The 18,036-nt window shown below is 71.7% G+C and carries 21 protein-coding genes; 10 read left to right on the top strand and 11 right to left on the bottom strand.

What is annotated here, in order from left to right; translation table 11 throughout:
* Positions 1–201 precede the first annotated feature (201 nt).
* Positions 202–1,035 (top strand): ABC transporter substrate-binding protein, encoded by an 834-nt coding sequence (locus tag ACYQ8L_RS04040; RefSeq protein ID WP_459940490.1) that lies wholly within the window; start codon positions 202–204, stop codon positions 1,033–1,035.
* Between the two features lie 10 nt (positions 1,036–1,045).
* Here the strand turns inward: ACYQ8L_RS04040 and ACYQ8L_RS04035 are convergent, their stop codons facing one another.
* Entirely contained in the window at positions 1,046–1,510 is a 465-nt protein-coding gene (locus tag ACYQ8L_RS04035) for a tRNA (cytidine(34)-2'-O)-methyltransferase (protein ID WP_459940489.1), read from the bottom strand.
* Positions 1,507–4,254, bottom strand: a complete 2,748-nt coding sequence (gene uvrA, locus ACYQ8L_RS04030; RefSeq protein WP_459940488.1) for an excinuclease ABC subunit UvrA — start codon at positions 4,252–4,254, stop codon at positions 1,507–1,509. The genes ACYQ8L_RS04035 and uvrA overlap by 4 nt, the downstream gene beginning before the upstream one ends.
* Before the next feature lie 127 nt (positions 4,255–4,381).
* Here uvrA and ACYQ8L_RS04025 point away from each other — a divergent pair, with 127 nt between their 5' ends.
* The gene (locus ACYQ8L_RS04025; protein WP_459940487.1) at positions 4,382–5,002 is read left to right on the top strand and encodes a class I SAM-dependent methyltransferase; all 621 of its coding nucleotides are present in this window, start codon (positions 4,382–4,384) and stop codon (positions 5,000–5,002) included.
* Positions 5,003–5,208: 206 nt separating this feature from the next.
* The gene (locus tag ACYQ8L_RS04020) at positions 5,209–6,276 is read left to right on the top strand and encodes a lytic transglycosylase domain-containing protein (protein WP_459940486.1); all 1,068 of its coding nucleotides are present in this window, start codon (positions 5,209–5,211) and stop codon (positions 6,274–6,276) included.
* 13 nt (positions 6,277–6,289) lie between these two features.
* Here ACYQ8L_RS04020 and ACYQ8L_RS04015 read toward each other — a convergent pair whose 3' ends face one another.
* Both ACYQ8L_RS04015 and ACYQ8L_RS04010 read right to left on the bottom strand, forming a co-directional pair.
* Positions 6,290–6,802, bottom strand: a complete 513-nt coding sequence (locus ACYQ8L_RS04015) for a YqgE/AlgH family protein (protein ID WP_459940485.1) — start codon at positions 6,800–6,802, stop codon at positions 6,290–6,292.
* A gap of 61 nt (positions 6,803–6,863) precedes the next feature.
* Positions 6,864–7,082 (bottom strand): hypothetical protein, encoded by a 219-nt coding sequence (locus tag ACYQ8L_RS04010; protein WP_459940484.1) that lies wholly within the window; start codon positions 7,080–7,082, stop codon positions 6,864–6,866.
* Between the two features lie 95 nt (positions 7,083–7,177).
* On the opposite strand from ACYQ8L_RS04010, the gene ACYQ8L_RS04005 reads away from it, so the two are divergent.
* A complete protein-coding gene (locus ACYQ8L_RS04005; protein ID WP_459940483.1) occupies positions 7,178–7,942 on the top strand; it encodes a hypothetical protein in 765 nt (254 codons plus the stop codon).
* 7 nt (positions 7,943–7,949) lie between these two features.
* Here ACYQ8L_RS04005 and ACYQ8L_RS04000 read toward each other — a convergent pair whose 3' ends face one another.
* From ACYQ8L_RS04000 to rpsU, 7 genes are all read right to left on the bottom strand, one after another.
* Entirely contained in the window at positions 7,950–8,339 is a 390-nt protein-coding gene (locus tag ACYQ8L_RS04000) for a MerR family transcriptional regulator (RefSeq protein WP_459940482.1), read from the bottom strand.
* A gap of 103 nt (positions 8,340–8,442) precedes the next feature.
* Positions 8,443–9,315 carry an ATP phosphoribosyltransferase gene (gene hisG, locus ACYQ8L_RS03995; protein ID WP_459940481.1) on the bottom strand — a complete coding sequence of 291 codons (873 nt, stop codon included), beginning with the start codon at positions 9,313–9,315 and terminating at the stop codon, positions 8,443–8,445.
* A complete protein-coding gene (gene hisI, locus ACYQ8L_RS03990; RefSeq protein WP_459940480.1) occupies positions 9,312–9,689 on the bottom strand; it encodes a phosphoribosyl-AMP cyclohydrolase in 378 nt (125 codons plus the stop codon). The genes hisG and hisI overlap by 4 nt, the downstream gene beginning before the upstream one ends.
* A gap of 187 nt (positions 9,690–9,876) precedes the next feature.
* Positions 9,877–10,740 carry a type II secretion system protein GspN gene (gene gspN, locus ACYQ8L_RS03985; protein WP_459940479.1) on the bottom strand — a complete coding sequence of 288 codons (864 nt, stop codon included), beginning with the start codon at positions 10,738–10,740 and terminating at the stop codon, positions 9,877–9,879.
* Positions 10,740–11,267, bottom strand: coding sequence for a type II secretion system protein GspM (locus tag ACYQ8L_RS03980; RefSeq protein WP_459940478.1), 528 nt, complete (start codon positions 11,265–11,267; stop codon positions 10,740–10,742). Before ACYQ8L_RS03980 ends, gspN begins: the two co-directional genes overlap by 1 nt.
* 3 nt (positions 11,268–11,270) lie before the next feature.
* A complete protein-coding gene (gene gspL, locus ACYQ8L_RS03975; protein WP_459940477.1) occupies positions 11,271–12,665 on the bottom strand; it encodes a type II secretion system protein GspL in 1,395 nt (464 codons plus the stop codon).
* Between the two features lie 121 nt (positions 12,666–12,786).
* Entirely contained in the window at positions 12,787–12,999 is a 213-nt protein-coding gene (rpsU, locus tag ACYQ8L_RS03970) for a 30S ribosomal protein S21 (RefSeq protein ID WP_459940476.1), read from the bottom strand.
* A gap of 216 nt (positions 13,000–13,215) precedes the next feature.
* Between rpsU and ACYQ8L_RS03965 the strand changes: the two genes are divergently transcribed.
* The 6 genes from ACYQ8L_RS03965 to ACYQ8L_RS03940 all read left to right on the top strand — a co-directional run bounded on the left by ACYQ8L_RS03965 (position 13,216) and on the right by ACYQ8L_RS03940 (position 18,025).
* A complete protein-coding gene (locus tag ACYQ8L_RS03965; RefSeq protein ID WP_459940475.1) occupies positions 13,216–14,181 on the top strand; it encodes an RnfABCDGE type electron transport complex subunit D in 966 nt (321 codons plus the stop codon).
* A complete protein-coding gene (locus ACYQ8L_RS03960) occupies positions 14,178–14,795 on the top strand; it encodes an RnfABCDGE type electron transport complex subunit G (protein ID WP_459940474.1) in 618 nt (205 codons plus the stop codon). The genes ACYQ8L_RS03965 and ACYQ8L_RS03960 overlap by 4 nt, the downstream gene beginning before the upstream one ends.
* Positions 14,792–15,415, top strand: coding sequence for an NADH:ubiquinone reductase (Na(+)-transporting) subunit D (locus ACYQ8L_RS03955; protein ID WP_459940473.1), 624 nt, complete (start codon positions 14,792–14,794; stop codon positions 15,413–15,415). The genes ACYQ8L_RS03960 and ACYQ8L_RS03955 overlap by 4 nt, the downstream gene beginning before the upstream one ends.
* A 160-nt stretch (positions 15,416–15,575) precedes the next feature.
* Entirely contained in the window at positions 15,576–16,163 is a 588-nt protein-coding gene (locus ACYQ8L_RS03950) for an NADH:ubiquinone reductase (Na(+)-transporting) subunit E (protein ID WP_459940472.1), read from the top strand.
* Positions 16,163–17,263 (top strand): NADH:ubiquinone reductase (Na(+)-transporting) subunit F, encoded by a 1,101-nt coding sequence (locus ACYQ8L_RS03945; protein ID WP_459940471.1) that lies wholly within the window; start codon positions 16,163–16,165, stop codon positions 17,261–17,263. Before ACYQ8L_RS03950 ends, ACYQ8L_RS03945 begins: the two co-directional genes overlap by 1 nt.
* A 285-nt stretch (positions 17,264–17,548) precedes the next feature.
* The gene (locus tag ACYQ8L_RS03940; RefSeq protein WP_459940470.1) at positions 17,549–18,025 is read left to right on the top strand and encodes a hypothetical protein; all 477 of its coding nucleotides are present in this window, start codon (positions 17,549–17,551) and stop codon (positions 18,023–18,025) included.
* Positions 18,026–18,036: the final 11 nt, after the last annotated feature.

Genomic DNA, 18,036 nt, shown 5'->3' with positions numbered 1-18,036 from the left:
CGTCCGAGGCAGGGTTCGGGGGTGGGAGCGCCTTCCAAGGCGCGACCCGGGCCGTAAGGCCCGAAAGACAGGGCGTCGCGGCTTGGCAGCCGCTCCCACAGGTTGGGACAGCCCCTGACGCTGGAATCCCGAAGGTTCTTCGCCGCCTAGCTGCCGAGCGGCCCAGCCGCCTAGCCGAGGCTATTGGGAAAGGAGGTGTCCATGTTGCGGTTCCGACGGGGTGCGGCGGTGGGGCTGATCCTGGCGGCGGCGGTCCTAGGGGCGGGGCAAGGGGTCTCGGCCGGCGCCGAGTGCCGGATCCGGATGTCCACCACGACGAGCACCGAGAACTCGGGGCTCCTGGCCCGGCTCCTGCCGCCGTTCGAGGAAACCTGGGGGTGCAAGGTGGACGTGATCGCGGTGGGCACGGGGAAGGCCCTGCGGCTCGGGGCCAACGGCGACGTGGACGTGGTGCTGGTGCATGCCCGATCGGCCGAGGACCGGTTCGTGGCCGAGGGCTACGGCGTGAACCGGCGCGACGTGATGCACAACGACTTCGTGGTGCTGGGCCCCCCCGCCGACCCGGCCGGCGTGCGGGGGGCGGGCTCGGCCGCCGAGGCCTTCCGCCGGATCGCGACGGCCGAAGCCCCGTTCGTCTCCCGGGGCGACGACTCCGGCACCCACAAGAAGGAACTCGGGCTTTGGGCCGCGGCCGGGCTGAAACCCAAGGGCTCCTGGTACAAGGAGGCCGGGCAGGGGATGGGCCCGGTGCTCCTGATGGCCCGGGAGCTTCGGGCCTACACCCTCTCGGACCGGGGGACGTACCTGGCGTTTCGCGACAAGCTCGATCTCGCCGTGGTCTTCGAGGGGGACCCCGCGCTCGCCAACCCCTACGGCGTGATCGCGGTGAACCCGGCCCGGTACCCCCACGTGAACTACGAGGGGGCCATGCTGCTCATCGGGTACCTCACGGGCCCCCGGGGCCAGAGGATCATCAAGGGGTTCCAGAAGGGCGGGGAGCCCCTGTTTTTCCCCGACGCGATCCCCGATCCCTGAGCGCCTCGGCTCACCACGCCCCGAGCCGCCGGTACGCCTCGTACACCACGATGCCGACGGCCGTGGAGAGGTTGAGGCTCCGGACCCGGCCCCAGATCGGGATCCGGAAGGCCCGGCCGGCGTTGGCCTCGAGGAGCTCCGGCGGAAGCCCCCGGGTCTCGGGGCCGAACACGAGCCGGCAGCCCGGGGCGTAGGGCGCCTCGTCGTAGGGCCGGCCGGCCCGGGCCGAGAAGTAGAAGACCGGACCCGGGCCGGTCGCGGCGAGCGCGGCGGCGAGGTCCGGGTGTTCGTGCACGTCCACGTGGGGCCAGTAGTCGAGCCCGGCCCGCTTGAGGTGCCGGTCGTCCGTGGAGAACCCCAGGGGATGGACGAGGTGGAGCGCCGAGCCGGTGGCGGCGCACAGCCGGGCGATGTTGCCCGTGTTGGGAGGGATCTCGGGCTCCACCAGGACCACGTGCACCCGGGGCCGGCTCACGGCGTCCCCCCGAGCCACCGGGACAGGTGCCGGCCGGTGGGGCCCAGCGCCCGCCGGGCCACCTCGGCCGGCGGCCCGGTGTCCACGATCCTGCCGCCCTCGTCCCCGCCTTCGGGTCCCAGGTCGATCACCCAGTCGGCCCGGGCGATGAACTCCAGGTTGTGCTCCACGGCCACCACGGTGTTCCCGGCCTCCACGAGCTCCCCCAGCACCGCCAGGAGCCTCCCCACGTCCTCCGGGTGGAGGCCGGTGGTGGGCTCGTCCAGGAGATACACGAGGTCCTTGGGCCTGCGGCCGAGGAGCTCGGCCGCGATCTTGAGCCGCTGGGCCTCCCCGCCCGAGAGCGTCGGCGCGGGCTGGCCGAGCACCAGGTAGCCCAGGCCCAGCCGCTCCAGGGTCCTGAGGGCCCGCACCAGCCCGGCCGGTTCGTCGAACACCTCCAGGGCCTCGTCCACGCTCATCCGGAGCACGTCGTGGATGGACCGGCCCCGGTACCTCACGGTGAGCACCTCGGGCCGGAACCTCCGGCCGGCGCACTCGGAGCACGGCACGTAGAGGTCCTCGAAGAGGTACATCTCGAGTTGCTCGTAGCCGGTGCCCGCGCAGGTCTCGCACCGGCCGGCCTTGGCGTTGAAGGAAAAGTGGGCGGGGGTGAGCCCGAGCCGCCGGGCGGCCGGCTGGGCCGCAAAGAGATCCCGCACCGCCTTGTAGGCGCCCACATAGGTGAGCGGCACCGACCGGGGCGTGCGGCCCATGGGCGACTGGTCCACGAGCCGCACGCCGCGCACCTTGGGCGCCCGAGGCAGTTCCAGCTCCCCGGGGCCCCGGGCGCCCCGGGATTCAAGGAGCGGGTACAGGGTTTCGGCGACCAGGGTGGACTTCCCGGACCCGGACACCCCGGTCACCACGGCGAGCACCCCCAGGGGAAAGCGGACCTCCAGGTCCTTCAGGTTGTGGAGCCGGCACCCCCGCAGGACCAGGAACCCCCGGGGCGGCCGAAGGGGAGGGGAGTCCTCGCCCGAGCCCGTCCGGCCCAGGGCCCGGCCGGTGGGGGTGGGGGCGCGGGCCAGGTCCACCAGCGTGCCCTGGAACACGACCCGGCCGCCTTCGCGGCCGCCGCCGGGGCCCATCTCGATGGCCCAGTCGGCCCGGCGGATGAGCGACAGGTCGTGCTCCACGGCGAGCACGGTGTTGCCCCGGCCGGCGAGTTCCCGGAGCACCTCGGCCAGGACGTCCACGTCCCTGGGGTGGAGCCCGACGGTGGGCTCGTCCAGCACGTAGAGCGTGCCCGCCAGGTGGTTTTGGAGTTGCAGGGCCAGGGCGGCACGCTGGGCCTCGCCCCCCGACAGCGTGCGGGTGGGCCGGTCCATGGTGAGATAATGGAGCCCCAGGCGCACCAGGGTGCCGATCCGGTCCTCGATCCGCCACAGCACCCCCTGGCCCCGGGGGCCCACGGCGGGCCCGAGCCCCCGGACCCACCGGCCGAGGCTCGCCAGGTCCATGCGGCTCGCCTCGGCGATGGTGCGGCCGTCCACGGTGACCGAAAGGGCCTGGGCGTTGAGCCGGGCCCCCTGGCAGGCGGGGCAGGTGCGGGGGCTCCGGTACCGGGCCAGGAACACCCGCACGTGCATCTTGTATCGCTTCCCCTCCAGGTACTCGAAAAACTCCCGGATTCCCTCGAACCCGGGGGCCCCGTCCCACACGAGCCGGCGGGCCTCGGCCGGAAGCTCGGCCCAGGGGGTGTCGAGGTCGAGCCCGAGCCGGGGGGCGTGCGCCAGGAGCTGATCCTGCCACCACCGGTTGGCCGGGGTCTGCCAGGGCTCGACGGCGCCTTCCCGCAGGGTTTTTGCGGGATCGGGGATCACCTTGGCCTCGTCCCACTCGAGCACGGCGCCGAAGCCGGTGCAGGTGGGGCAGGCCCCCAGGGAGTGGTTGAAGCTGAAGAGGACCGGCCGCGGCTCGGGGAGCTCCCGGTCGCAGCGGTGGCAGCGGCGGGCCGCCCCGAACCGCAGTTCCTCCCCGGTGGCGAGCCGGATCCGGGCCGCGCCCGCGCCCAGGTGGTAGGCCTGCTCGATGGCCCCCACGAGCCGGCCCTTGCGGTCCGGGTCCACCCGGAGCCGGTCGACGACCAGGGCGGCCTCGGCGGGCGGGGTCTCGGGGAGCCCGGGCTCCTCGAGATCGACCACGCCGTCCCCCAGCCGGACCCGGGCGAACCCCCGGGCCAGGAGGCGGGAGCGCCAGTCCCGGGGCGGGAGCCATTCCAGGCGCCCCAGCGGGACCTCCACCGTCACCCGGGCGCCCGGGTGGGTCTCCTCCAGGTGCACGGCCGCCGCCTCGGGCGTCCAGGCCCGGCCGGGCTCCCCGCACCCGGGGCAGCGCACCTCGCCGGCCACGGCGTAGAGCACCCGGAAGAGGTCGTAGAGCTCGGTGGCCGTGCCCAGGGTCGAACGGGCCGTGCGCACCGTGTTGCGCTGCTCCAGGGCCACCGCCGGCCTCACGTTCTCCATGGCGTCCACGGCGGGCCGCACGCTCTTTTCCGAAAGCAGCCGGGCGTAGGCCGGCAGGGACTCGAGGAACCGCCACTGCCCCTCGGCGAACACGGTGTCGAAGGCGAGGCTCGACTTGCCCGAGCCCGACACGCCGGTCACCACCACGAACCGGTCGTGGGGGATGGCGACGGTGAGGTTCCGGAGGTTGTTCTGGCGGGCGCCGACGATGCGAAGCGAGGATGCGGTTCGGGTCATGGGACCCGGGATTATGGCCGCCCGGCGGTTCGCCGGCAAGGCCGCCGGCCGATTGGACCTCGGCCGAACGAGCGGTTAGAATGCCGCGCCGTTCCCCCCTTTGAGCCGCTTCCCGGGAGGCCGATCCATGGACCAGGATTACTCGAGGTGGTTCTACGACCGGGTCGCCCCGGTGTACGACTGGGTGTTCGGTAAGACCATGGAGGAGGGGCGCCGCGAGGCGGCCCGCCGGGTGCGCCCCGGCGACCGGGTGCTCGAGGTGGGGGTCGGAACGGGCCTCGGGCTCCGGCACTACCCTTCGGGATGCGAGATCCTCGGGATCGACATCTGCCCCCGGATGGTCCGGAAGGCCCGGTGGCGGGCGCTGGTGGAGGGGAACGGGTCCCGGATCCACCTGCGCTGCATGGACGCCACCCGGCTCGACCTGCCCGACGACGCCTTCGACGCGGTCGTGGCGCCCTACGTCATCACCACGGTGGGCGACCCCCTGGCCCTGTGCGCCGAGATGCGGAGGGTCTGCAAACCAGGTGGCCGGGTGGTGGTGGTCAGCAACACCCGGGAAGACGGCGCCTGGGGCGCCATCAAGTGCCGGCTTTCCCCCCTGATGGAGCGGGTGGGGTTCTGCACCGATCTCGACGTGCCCGAGGTGCTCGAGAAGGCGGGGCTGCGGGTGGTGGAGGCCCGGCGGGTCAACCTGGGGATCCACAAGCTGTTCGTGGCCCAGAAGCCCGAGGAGCGAACGCACTGAGGGCGTCTGGGCGATGAAACCCCCTCGTTCCCGGTGCCCCAACCGGAGCCTTGCGGATGCGTGGGCCACCAACGGGGGAAAGGCCGGCGGGTTCCCCGGGCCTCCGGGGTAAAGGTTCCGGGCCGCGTGCCGAAACGGAGGGAAAAGCCCCGCGGACGCCGGGCCCTCGCGTTCCCGCGGGGAACTTCCCCCCTTGGAGTCGGATCATGCGGTTTCTCTGCTGGGTCCTCCCCGCGTTGTTCCTTGCGGTGTCGCCCGCCGCCGCGACCACGGTCAACGATCTCCTGCGGCTCTGGATCCCGGACCGGCTCGAGTTCTGCGGGGAACCGGTGCCCCTGGAGCGGCCGGATGTTCTCGAACGGCTCGATCTCGAGCTCGTGGTGGCCCTGGGCGACCCGGTGAGCGCGGCCCTGTGGTTCAAGCGGGCCCCGCGGTATCTCCCCATCGCCCGGCAGGCCCTCGCCGAGGCCGGGCTTCCGGTCGACCTCCAGTACGTGCCCGTCATCGAAAGCAACCTGCGACCCGGGGCCGTGAGCCGGGCCGGGGCCGTGGGCCCCTGGCAGTTCCTCCGGTCCACCGGGGAACTCTACGGCCTCGCGTGCGAGAACGGCTGCGACGACCGGCGCCACTGGGAGAAGGCCACGGCGGCGGCCGTGGCCCACCTCAAGGATCTCCACGACGCCTTCGGGTCCTGGCCCCTCGCCCTGGCGGCGTACAACGCCGGTCGGAAGCGTGTGGCCTCGGCCATGGAGGCCCAGGGCGAGGAGTCGTTCTATGATCTCAGGCTCCCCCGGGAGACGGAGCGGTACGTTTTCCGCGCCATGGCCGCGAAGTTGATCCTGGAGCACCCGGAGCGGTACGGCATCGACCTCGAGGGGGCAAGAACCTGGGAACCGCTGGAGACGCGGGAGGTGACCCTTCGGGTGGAGCGGCGGCGGCTCCCCGTGGCGGCCGTGGCCCACGCCGCCGGCTTGGGGTACCGGCGGTTGGTGGAGTTGAACCCCTGGATCGTGGGCGCGGAACTGCGCAAGGGCACCTACCGGGTGGCGCTGCCCGGAGGGGCTGCCGAGGGTTTCGAGACCCGGTTGGCGGCCTGGGAGAGGGACAATCCGGAACCCCGGACGATCTACCACCGGGTCAGGCGGGGCGACACCCTGACCGCCATCGCCCGGCGCTACGGGCTCACGGTGGGGCAGATCTGCGAGTGGAACGGCATCACCCCCCGCACCACCATCTACCCGGGCCAGACCCTGACCCTGTTCCTGACGGATTAGCCCCGGGGGCGCCTCACGCCGTGCCGAACCCCTGGGAGAGCAGGTGGGGGTCGATGCCCAGGAGGCGGATCGCCCGCTCCCACCGCTCGTCGGCCGGCACCGAAAAGAGGAGTTCGGCCGACGCCGGCACCACGAGCCAGTCGTTCCGGGCGATCTCCCCCTCCAGTTGGTCGGGCGCCCAGCCCGCGTATCCCAGGAAGAAGAGAAACCGCTCCGGCCCTTCCTCCCGGGCGATGTCCCGCAGGATCTCCAGGGACGTGCCCAGATAGAGCCCGCGCAGCACCTCCACGGAGCCCTCGTAGGCGGGGCCCTCGTAGAGCACGAAGCCCATCTCGGGCTGCACCGGGCCGCCGTAATGGATCGGCTCCTCGGCCCCCCCCTCGCCCTCGATGCCCTGGCCCTCGTAGATCTGGCCGAGCTCGAAGGGGGTCGGCCGGTTCACCACGAGGCCCAGGGCTCCCTCCTCCGTGTGCTCGCACAGGAGCACCACCGTTCGCTCGAAGTTGGGATCGGTGAGTTGGGGCATGGCCACCAGGAAGTGGCCCTTCAGGATCGTGCGCTCGATGGGACACCTCGCTCCGGGCGGATCAGTCCGCGCCGGGTTCGTAGGGCATGCAGAAAATGCAGGGCGCGTACCCGGCGGCAAAGGCCTCTTCCTTGGTGCGGAAGGTCACCGCGTTGTGGGCCCACTCGATGGCGTGGATGGCGCAACTGGGCTTCTCGTTCGCCAGGTCGTGCACGTGGCGCTTGCGGTTGGGGTTTGCATCGCCCAGGTACCGGGTGGGATAGTTTCGTCGGGGTTGCATGGACGGCCTCCCTCGCAACTGGAATTCCACACGGAGAGGCCCAAGCTAGCAACCCCCTCGGACCCGGTCAAGAGCCGTTCTGGAGGGAGTGAGCCATGGTGAGTTTCGGCCCGGCCCGCGGTGCGACGGTGGTCTTTGTCGCGGGCCTGCTCGTTGCGGTCGCGGCCGCCGGTCAGGAGTACCGCATCGACCGGCCCGCCGAGCCCGAGTCCCAGCCCGTGCACCTGACGGCGCCGGTGGAGGGGGCCGTGGAGGTCACGAACCTGCCCCCGGTCCAGGACGTGCGGGTGGTGGGCGGGACGTTGGAGGGGCCCGTGCCCGTGCAGGGCACGGTGGAGATCCGCACCGGTGCTCCCCTTCCGGTGGAGGTCACGAACCCGCCACCGGCGGCCGAAGGGCCGCTGGAGGTCCAGGGCACCGTGACCGTGGACGACCGGGTGCCGGTGCGGGTGGTGGTCACGAACCCCCCGCCGGTGCCGGAGCGCCGGCCGGAACCCCGGTTCGCCGCGTTTTCGTTCGAGGGGGTGTTCCGGGCGGGCCAGGCCGCGGTGCGCCGGACCTTCACCCCGCCGGAGGGCCAGGTGTTCCACGCCACGGGCCTCGTTCTCGACGCCCGGACCGACGCGTTCCTGCGGTTGCGGCTCCTGGCGGAGGCCGGCGCCGTGGCTGGCGATGTGGTGGGGGCGGCCGGGGCCGTGCCCCTTGGGCTCCTGGACTCCAGGGTGGGACCCACGGCCCCGTTGAGTCCGCCGGTGCCCCTGCGGGGGGCGTTCGTGGTGGAGGTGGAGGCACCGGCCGGCAGCCTCGGGGCGCCGTTCCGGGCCACGGTCACCGGCTACTTGGGGCCCGGGGTGCCGTGACGCAGGGTCAGGCGCCCTCCAGGATCTTTTTGCGGATCAGTTCCACGATCTCGTCGATCGCCTGGCGCACCCGGCGGTCTGCGAGGATCGCCTCCCGAAGTTCCCGGGGTCCGGTGCCGCCCTCGGCGGCGCCCTCCTCGATCCGGCGCCGGGCGCCCACCGGCGTGAGCCCTTTCTCGTTCACGAAATAGTCGAGCTTCCGGACCCGTTCGATGCACTCCCGGGTGAACCGGCGCTGGCCGCCGGGGGTGCGGTGGGGCGCGAGGAACCCGGGGAGTTTCCGGTCCCAGAGCCGGATCGTGTGGACGGGGACGTCCGTGAGTTCGGAAACCTCTTTGATCGTGTAGAGTTCTCCCGCCTTCAGGGGAGCCTCGTCGCGCCGGTCCTGGTCCTCCATGATGCCATCGCTCCGAAAAAGGGGGGGAAAGGGGTCTCGGTCCCGTATCGGAACCCTGGCCGAAAACTTTACCGCCCTCCCCCTCTAATGTCTACCCAAAAAGTCATAAAATTTTGTTCAGCGGGTACTCGATGATGCCGGTGGCCCCCGCCGCGAGGAGCTTCGGGATGAGGTCGCGCACCACCCGCTCCTCCACCACGGCCTCCACGCTGAGCCAGTCGGTGCGGAACAGGTGGGCCACGGTGGGCGCCTGGAGGCTCGGCAGGATCTCGATCACGTCCTCCACCCGATCGCCCGGCACGTTCATCTTGAGCCCCACCATGCCCTCGGCCCGGAGGGCCGCCTGAAGGAGTTGGGCCACCTGCTCGATCTTTCGGCGGCGGTCCGGATCGGCCCAGGCGTCGCGGTTCGCGATGAGCTGGGTGTTGGTGACGAGCAGGGTCTCCACGATGCGCAGCCCGTGGGCCCGGATGGTGGACCCGGTCTCCGTGACCTCCACGATGGCGTCGCAGAGCCCCTCGACCACCTTGGCCTCGGTGGCCCCCCAGGAGAACTCCACGGTGACCTCCACGCCCCGTTCCGCGAAGTACCGGCGGGTGAAGTTGACGAGTTCGGTGGCCACCACCTTGCCCTGCAGGTCCTCGGGCCGCTGGACCGGGCTGTCGTTGGGCACCACCAGGACCCAGCGGGCCGGGTTCGTGGACGCCTTCGAGTACACGAGGTCGCACACCGTCACGACGTCGGAACCGTTCTCCAGGATCCAGTCCCTGCCGGTCAGCCCGGCGTCGAGGACCCCGTCGGCCACGTACCGGCTCATCTCCTGGGCCCGCACGAGCGAGAGCCGAAGCTCGGGGTCGTCCACCGTGGGGAAGTAGTTCCGGGAGCTCTTTCGGATTTTCCAGCCGGCCCGGCCGAAGAGATCGATCGTGGCGTCCTCGAGGCTCCCCTTGGGAATCCCCAGCTTGAGCAGGCTCATTTCCCGTACACCTCCTCGGGGTCGAACACTCGCTCGCCCTCCTCCACGAAGGCGCCGTCCTGGACCCGGCGGTAAAAGCAGCTCCGGTGACCGGTGTGACAGGCCGCTCCGCCCACCTGACGCACCTTGAGGAGCACCGCGTCGGCGTCGCAGTCCACCCGGACCTCCCGGACCTCCTGCACGTGGCCCGAGCTTTCGCCCTTCATCCAGTACTTGTCCCGGGAGCGGCTGTAGAACCACGCCTTCCCGGTCTCGAGGGTCCGGCGGAACGCCTCCTCGTTCATGTAGGCGAGCATCAGCACCTCGCCGGTCTCGGCATCCTGCACCACGGCGGGCACGAGCCCGCCGGATTTCTGGAAGTCCAGTCGGTCCATGGGGGCAAAACCTCTCTTCGGCTGGGCGGCTGGGCAGCCGGGCGGCTGGGCGGCGGAACCTGGCTTCGGTCCCGGCGCCGCCGCCTCGGGCAGACCCTTCGGCCGCTGTCAAACGGTGACGACGATCTTGGAATCCCGGCGTTCGGATTTTCCGGGCCCCGGACGGGGGGTTGGTGTCCGGGCGGCTCTACCGCCGCAGGAGCCGGGGCGCTTGGAGGCTTCCGCGGATCCGCGCCGTGTACCGGCCGTCGGAGCCGGGGGCGCCCGGGAACAGGGCGAACAGGAGCGCAAGGTCCTCCCGGGCCTTTTCGTTCGGCGCCAGCGTGAGCATGCCGTTTACGAGGCTCCGGCCCAGGGGCCGCCGCAGGAGCACGCTGGCCCCGTTCAGGAGCACCTCCACCTCCCCCCCCTGGAACCGGGCTTCCCGGACGTCGGCCTTTCCTTCGGCGATCCGGAGGTCCACCTTGCCGTCCCCCAGGGCCACCTCGGGGACGGGTACGCCCCGCACCTTGCCGGGGCCCAGGCGCACGGCCGAAAAGTCCGCCCGGGCCGACACGGTGGCCTCCACCAGCCGGGCCCGAAGATCGTCCACCTCGAGGCGCCCGCGGCTCGTGCCCCCGAGGGGAAGTTCGTGCCAGGGCGGGGGCTTGGGGATCCGGTCGAGGGCCACCCCGTCCCAGGCGAGCTCCAGGAAGGCGGGGGAGGCGGCGCCGAACGTCCCCTCCACCGTGCCCCCGGCGAACCGGGCGTGAAACCGGACCGCCGGATCGCCCCGGATCACCCGGGCCCAGTCGGGCCAGGCCTGGGCCTCGGCGAACGACAGGGTCACCGCCGCCCGGGGCGGCGTGATCCGCGCGCGATCCGCTCGCACGCCGAGCGCCCCCCCGGGCCCCACGCCGCTCAGTTCCACCCCGATCCCGTGGCGCTCGAGCCGGCCCGCGAGGGCCGAGGCGATGTCCCGGTAGGGGAGCGAGCGCCACAGGAAAAACACGAAGGCGGCGAGGAACAAAAGGGCGTAGCCGGCCCCGAGGGCGAGCTTCCGGCCCGACATCACTGCGCCTCCAGGGGTTCGTAGGCCGCCACCTGGAACTTCACGTCCAGCCGGTTCGGGTCGTCGAACCGGGGCCGCATCTGGAGTTGCTTGATCCGCAGGAGCTCGGGCGAGTTCTCCACCTGGAACAGGTAGTTTACGATCTCTCCGAGCCGGACCTTCTCCATCCGGATCTCCACCGCGTTTTCCCGGTAGTACTTCGTCACCTCGCCGGGCCTGGGCTTCATCTGCACGATCCGGTCGTGGAGGTTCTGGCGCTTGGCCAGGTTTTCGAGGTATGAGAGGATGGAAAAGTCCCGGCTGCGCTTGAGGTTGCGCTCGATGCTCTGGATCCGGGCCTGGAGGTCGGCGTAGCGCTGGCCCAGTTCCTCCACCTTCCGGAGCTCGGCCCGTTTGGCCTCGACCCGCCGCTCCCAGAGGTCGATCTGGGCCTGCACCGGCTCCCACACCCCGAGCCAGAACCCCACCGCCACCACGGCGGCGGCGCCGAGCCCGACGATCGCCTTCTCCCGGTCGGAAAGCCGCACGGCCTACCCCTTCTTCCCCAGGCTCAGGGTGAGCTTGAAGAGCACCTTGTCCTTGCCGCCCAGGGTCTTGGCGTCGCTCACCGCCACCTCGACGAACCGGGGGTGCTCGGCGAGGTCGGCCTTGATCTTGTCGATCGCGTCGAAGCTCACCGTGACCCCCTCGAGCCGGACCCGGTTCTCCTCCACCACGAAATCCCGCAACTCCACCTCGATCTCCTTGGGGATCCGGGCCGAGATGTCGCGGAGCAGCCGGAGGGGCGAGATCTCCCGGTCCACGAGGCTCCCGAGGCTCCGCGCCCGGTTCTCGAGTTCCTCCACCCGGGCCGCCATCTGGTCCACCTCGCTCACCACGTTGGTGACGTCGGGGAGCACCTCGTGGAACCGCTCCCGCACCGCCGAGCGAAGCGCCTCGTACTGGGCCTTGCGGTGGGAGATCTCCATCCCGACCGTCCCGCCCCACAGGACCAGCAGGATCCCGGCGTACACGGCGGCCTGGATCGCGGGTCCCCTCCATGCCGTTCCCCGGTCCGCCGGCGCGAACGGCCCCTGGAGCAGGTTCGCCCCGATGCGCGCCGGGCGCCAGACCTCCCGGAGCCCGTGGCCCAGGGCCACGGCCCAGGCGGGCCACGAGGAGCGGGCCTCGGCGTCGTCCACCTGGACCCCGGAGGGCAGGGGAAGCCCCTCGACCCGCCGGCCCAACCGTTCCGACCAGGCTTCCCAATCCACGTCCCGGGCGAGGGGGCCGGAAAGATAGAGGGGGGCGTCTCCGCCGGGCCCGGCCCCCTCCAGGCCGAGGGCGACCTGGTCGAGGACGTCGGCGTCGGCGCCGCCGCCGGGAAGGCACGAAAACCCGAGGTCATCGCCCGGCCCCACCGCGACGAGCTGCACCCGGTCGGGCTCCAGGTGGCAGACCCAGGCCGGCGCGAGGCCCGCGGCCCGCGCGAGGCCGGCCAGGGCCAGGGGTTCGGGCTCCACGGCCTCGAGCCGTAGGCCCGCCTGGGCCCCAAGCTCCACTCGGTCGGCCACGGCATCGGCCGGCGCGGCCACCACGAGGCACCGGGACCCGGAGCCGGTGCGGCCCAGCACCGCCGTGTCCCAGACCAGGTCCTCCAGGGGGAGGGGCAGGGTCTCCTCCGCCTCCAGCGGGGCGGCCTGGGCGATCCGGTTCCGGTCGGTGAACGCGAGTTGGACCCGTCGCGGGAACACCCGGTCGGCCGGGAGTCCCGTCACCACGGGGTCGGCCGGGAGTCCGAGGGCGGCGATCCCGGCGGCGGGGTGCTCGGGGTCGAGGGGGGCGTCCCAGATCCGCTCCACCACGGCCCCCTTCCAGCCGCCCTTCACCCGGGCGGCCACGGCGCGGTCGGCGCGGATCTGGAGTCCCACGGCGGTTTTCGGCATGGAGGGCGACACCTTCGGTCAGCGTTTGGCGAAGGCGCCCACAGTAGCGGAAAGGTCGGGCAGGATGCAAGAAAGCGCCACCCCTTCCCGTCGGGCGGGAAGGGGTGGGAGGAGGTGGGGGCTAGATCCGGCCGAGGCGCTGCAGTTTCCGCAGCTGCCGTCGCCGGCGGCGGGCGGCCTTGCGTTCCTTGATGCGCCGCATCTCGCTCTTGCTCACGTAGAACGAGTGGCGCTTCACCGCCGGAAGCACGTTCTTCTGGAAGTCCTTCTTGAGCTTGCGCAGCTCGCGCTCGAACTCGTTCCCAGGACCCCGTTCCGTTCGTTCCCTGGCCAAGGGCGATTCACCTCCTCCCGTGTTGGTAGTCTCCCGGCCCGGGGGCCGGGGAGCGGTCCATATACCATCCGGATTGCCGATTGTCAAACGAAGGCGAGGGAGTTTCCCCCGCTGGCCGGCGCGGCCGGGGGAGCGGGCGCGCCTTGACGCCCCCGGTGCCCCGGGATAGCTTTGCGTGCCTTGAGCCCGACGCCAAGGAAGGAGCGGTCGTCGTCGATGCCCCAAGCGAAACCCCAGACCCCGCCCCGGCTGATCCGCTGGCAGCCCAACATGGCCGCCGTTCTGACGGCCCTGGTGCCGGCGTTCGTGGCGGCCGTGTACTTCTACGGCTGGCGGGCCGCGGCCGTGGTGGCCGTGACGAACGCCTTCGCCTTCGCCACCGAGTACGCCTTCACCCGCCGCCGGGGCGAGCCGGTGACGCTGGCGGTGTTCGTGACCGGCACCCTCCTGGCCCTGTCGCTCCCCCCCTCGATCCCGTTTTGGATGTGCGCCGTCGGCGCCGTGGTGGCCGTGGGCTTCGGCAAGGAGCTCTTCGGCGGCATGGGCCGCAACGTCTACAACCCGGCCTTGGTGGGCCGGGCGTTTCTGTACGTGTCGTTCCCCGTGGCGCTTACCGGCGCATGGACCGAGCCGTTCTGGGACGGGCTCGGGGGACTGGGGGCCTGGGCCCCGGGCGCCGACGCCGCCACCTCGGCCACGCTCCTTCCCGTGCTCGCCCACGGGGCCCCCATTTCGCCCTGGGCGCTCCTGTGGGGGAGCCTCCCCGGGAGCCTCGGGGAGACCTGCAAGCCCGCGCTTCTCCTGGGGGGCGCCTACATCCTGTGGAAGCGGGTGGCCTCGTGGGAGATCGTGGCGAGCTGCCTGGGGAGCTTCGCCCTCCTGGTGGGGGCGCTTCGCCTGGCCGGGTTCGCCGGCCCCGACCCCCTGCGGGCCCTCCTGGCCGGTGGGTTTTTGTACGGGGCCCTCTTCATGGCCACCGACCCGGTGAGCGCCAACCGCACCCGGGCGGGGAGGGTGCTCTACGGGTGCGTGATCGGGGTCGCCACGGTGCTGATCCGGGAGTTCGGGAACTTCCCCGAGGGCGCCATGTTCGCGATCCTCCTGGGGAACACCTTCGGCCCGATCCTCGAGGAGGGCCTCGCGGCCTGGAAGGCCCGGCGGGCCGGGGAGGCCGCCCCGTGACCGGCCGGCCCTGGTACCCGGTGGCGTTCATGGCGGTGCTGGCGGCCGTGTTCGGGGCGGCGGTGAGCACGGTGGCCGTGGTGACCCGGCCCCGGGTCGAGGCCGGGGAGCGGGCCCGGCTCCGGGCCCACGTGTTCTCGGCCTTCGGGGTCGAGGCCCCGGCCGACGCCCGGGCCCTGGAGGCCCTGTGGAACGAGCGCATCCGGGAGGCCCGGGACGAGGAGGGACCCTACTGGGTGCTCCGGGGGCCCGGGGGCGCCGCGGGCTACGCGTTCCCCTTCGAGGGCCCCGGGTTTTGGGGGCCGATCTCGGGGGTGGTGGCCGTGGATCCCGCCGGCGAGCGGATCCTCGGGATCTCGTTCGTCCGGCACCAGGAGACCCCGGGGCTGGGGGGGCGGATCTCGGAAGGATGGTTCCGAGACCAGTTCCGGGGAAAACCCCTGGAGGTGCGCGACGGCCGGGTGCTCGAGTTCGTGTTCCGGCCGCCCACCGGCGAGCGGGAGGTGGAGGCGATCACCGGGGCCACCCAGACGAGCACCCGGCTCGCCCGGTTCCTGAACGCGTTTCTCGCCCGCCTGCCCGAGCGGGCCGTGTTCCGGGGAGGACGGGGATGAAGCCGATCCTGTGGATGCGCCGGAGCCGGGCCGTCTCCACCCTGCGCCGCGGGCTCTGGGACGACAACCCCGTGTATCGCCAGATCCTGGGGATCTGCTCCACCCTGGCGGTCACGAACCTCCTGGTGAACACGCTGGTGATGGGCCTCGGCCTCATCTTCGCCACGGCCATGTCGAGCTTCACGGTGAGCCTTCTCCGGAACGCCACCCCCAAGCGGGTGCGGATGATGGCCCAGGTGCTGATCATCGCCTCCTACGTGATCCTGGTGGATCTGGCGATCAAGGCGTACCTGCCCGACATCTCCGAGGCCCTGGGCCCCTACGTGGGGCTCATCATCACAAACTGCATCATCATGGGCCGGTGCGAGGGGTTCGCGGCCAAGAACCCGCCCGGGCTCGCGTTCCTCGACGGGCTGGGGTGCGGCCTGGGCTACACCGGGGTGCTCCTGTTGATCGCGTTTGTCCGGGAACTCCTGGGGTTCGGCACGGTGTTCGGCCACCCGGTGCTCCCGGCCGACATGACCCGCTGGACGATCATGGTCATGCCGCCCGGCGCGTTTTTCATGCTGGGCCTGGCCATCTGGTTCTTCCGCACCGTGCAAAGGCCGCGGGAGGCGTGAGGACGTTGGGACGTTAGGACGCGCGGACGTTGGGACGGTGAGAGACAGCGGGGCCGGAAGGGCCGCAACGTCCCGCTGCCCAGCCGCCCGGCCGCCCAGCCGCCCAGCCGCCCAGCCGCCCAGCCGCCTTGCCGCCCCGCCGCCAAGCCGAGAGGACACCATGGGCCAACAGGGCGCTTTGACGATTTTCATCGCCTCGATCTTCATCAACAACATCCTGCTCGCGAACTTCCTGGGGATGTGCTCGTTCATCGCGGTGAGCCGCGAGGTGCGAACCGCCGCGGGGCTGGGCGCGGCGGTGGTGTTCGTGATGACCCTGACCTCGGGGCTCAACTACCTCGTGTACGCCTACCTCCTGGAGCCCCTGGGCCTCGGGTACCTGCGCTACATCGCCTTCATCGTGGTCATCGCGGCCACGGTCCAGCTCGTGGAGATGGTGATCGAGCGCGCAAGCCCCGTGCTGTACTACGCCCTGGGCATCTTCTTACCCCTCATCACGGTGAACTGCGCCATCCTGGGGGTGAGCCTCTTCATGGTGATCCGGCAGTACTCCTTCGTGCAGAGCCTGGCCTACGGCGCCGGGAGCGGGGTGGGGTGGGCGCTGGCGATCCTCGCCATGGCCGGGCTCCGGCAGAAGATGAAGCGCTCCCGGGTGCCGGCGGCCCTCGAAGGCCCGGGCATCACCGTGATCCTCGCGGGGATCATGGCGCTCGCGTTCATCGGGTTCTCGGGCATGGTGCCGATGTGATGGGGCCGGTCGCCACCGCCGTCGGCGTGCTCGCCGGGCTGGGGGCGTTCCTGGCCCTCATCCTGGTGCTGGCCGAGCGGAAGCTCGTGCGCTCGGGGCCGGTGCGCCTTCGGGTCAACGACGCCGATCCCCTGGAGGTCCCCGGCGGGGAGCCGCTTCTTTCGGTTCTGCGGGAGCGCAAGATCTTCATCCCCTCGGCCTGCGGCGGCCGGGGGAGCTGCGGCCTGTGCAAGGTGCGGATCCTCGAAGGGGGAGGCCCCGTTCTCCCCACCGAGACGCCCCACCTCACCCCCGAGGAGATCGAGAACCGGGTCCGGCTTTCGTGCCAGGTGAAGGTCCGGGAGGACATGGCCATCGAGATCCCGGCCCAACTCCTCGAGGTGGAGGAGTACGAGGCCCGGGTCGAGGCCATCGAGGAGCTCACCTACGACATCCGGCGGATCCGGCTCGCCTTCGATCCCGGGGTGGAGTTCCGGTTCCGGGCCGGGCAGTACGTGCAGATCGAGACCCCCATCTACGACGGCCTGGGCGAGCCGGTGTACCGGGCCTACTCCATCAGCTCGCCGCCCCAGGAGACCGGGGCGATCGAGCTCATCATCCGCAAGGTGCCCCGGGGCATCTGCACCACCTTCATCCACGAACTCCTGCTCGTGGGCGACCGGCTCAAGCTGAACGGCCCCTACGGCGAGTTCTACCTGCGGGAAACCCCGGCCGAGGCGGTGTTCATCGCCGGGGGCTCCGGGCTCGCGCCGTTCGAGAGCATCCTGGCCGACATGGTCGCCCGGGGCATCCGGAAGAAGGTGACCCTGTTCTTCGGGGCCGTGTCGCGCCGGGACCTCTACGACGTGGAGCGGCTCGAGGCCTATTGCGACCGGCTCGAGGGGTTCTCGTTCGTGCCGGCGCTGTCGAGGCCCGCACCCGAGGACGCCTGGACCGGGGAGACCGGGCTCATCACCGACGTGGTGGCCCGCCACTACGAGTCCATGGAGGGCATGGAGGCCTACCTGTGCGGGAGCCCGGGCATGATCGACGCCTGCATCAAGGTGCTCACCCAAAAGGGCGTGCCCGAGGACCGGATCTACTACGACAAGTTTGCGTGAGTCGGCTGGAAGGCTGGAAAGCTGGAAAGCCGTGTGGGGCCCGTGTGGGAGCGGCGTCCACGCCGCGATCCGGGCCGCAGGCCCGGGTGTGGAGGGCGCGCTCGGGAGGTGCGGAACGCCGGAGGGCTCCCGGGGCGCGTCGAGCGACCGAACGATTTCCGATTCACGATTTCACGATTTACCGCAGTCGGGCCGCCTGGCCGCCCAGCGAACTTGCCCGAATCCGGGGCCGCAGGGCGTCGTTCCTGGCCTTTTGGGCTCCCGGGGCCCCATGGAGAAGGATCGATGAAACAGTCCCCCGAGCTTAGCGCCGCCCAGGCCCGCATGGGCCGGGGCGCCCTGACCCGCGACGGGTTCCTGGGCACCGACGGGCGCGACCTCCTGGAAATCCTCCAGGACGACGACGGCCGCGTGCGGCGTCTGGGGCTCACCCACGGGGAGATCGCTGCGGCCCTGGGCCGGCTCACCGACGCCGCGCTGGCCCACCTGGGGGCCCCGGCCGTGTTGGACGACCGGTTCGAGGTCCAGAGCGTCGAGGCCATGGGCCGGATCCCCTGCCCCTTCGGCCACCCGGGCCTCTTCGTGAAGGCCGAGATCCGGGCCCGCCGGCTCGACACGGGCGACGAGCTGGTCTGGACCCCGTTGTCGGTGCACCTCATCGGGGCCCACGGGTTCTACCAGGGCCGGGGCAGCCCCTACCGGCTCGACCCGGAGCGGCTGGCGGCGTTTCTGGGGTTGGAGGGGCGGGCGGCGGAGGAGTGAAGGGGGTAGGA

Source organism: Deferrisoma palaeochoriense, assembly GCF_054656955.1.
This window is presented reverse-complemented; position numbering and strand designations above follow the sequence as displayed.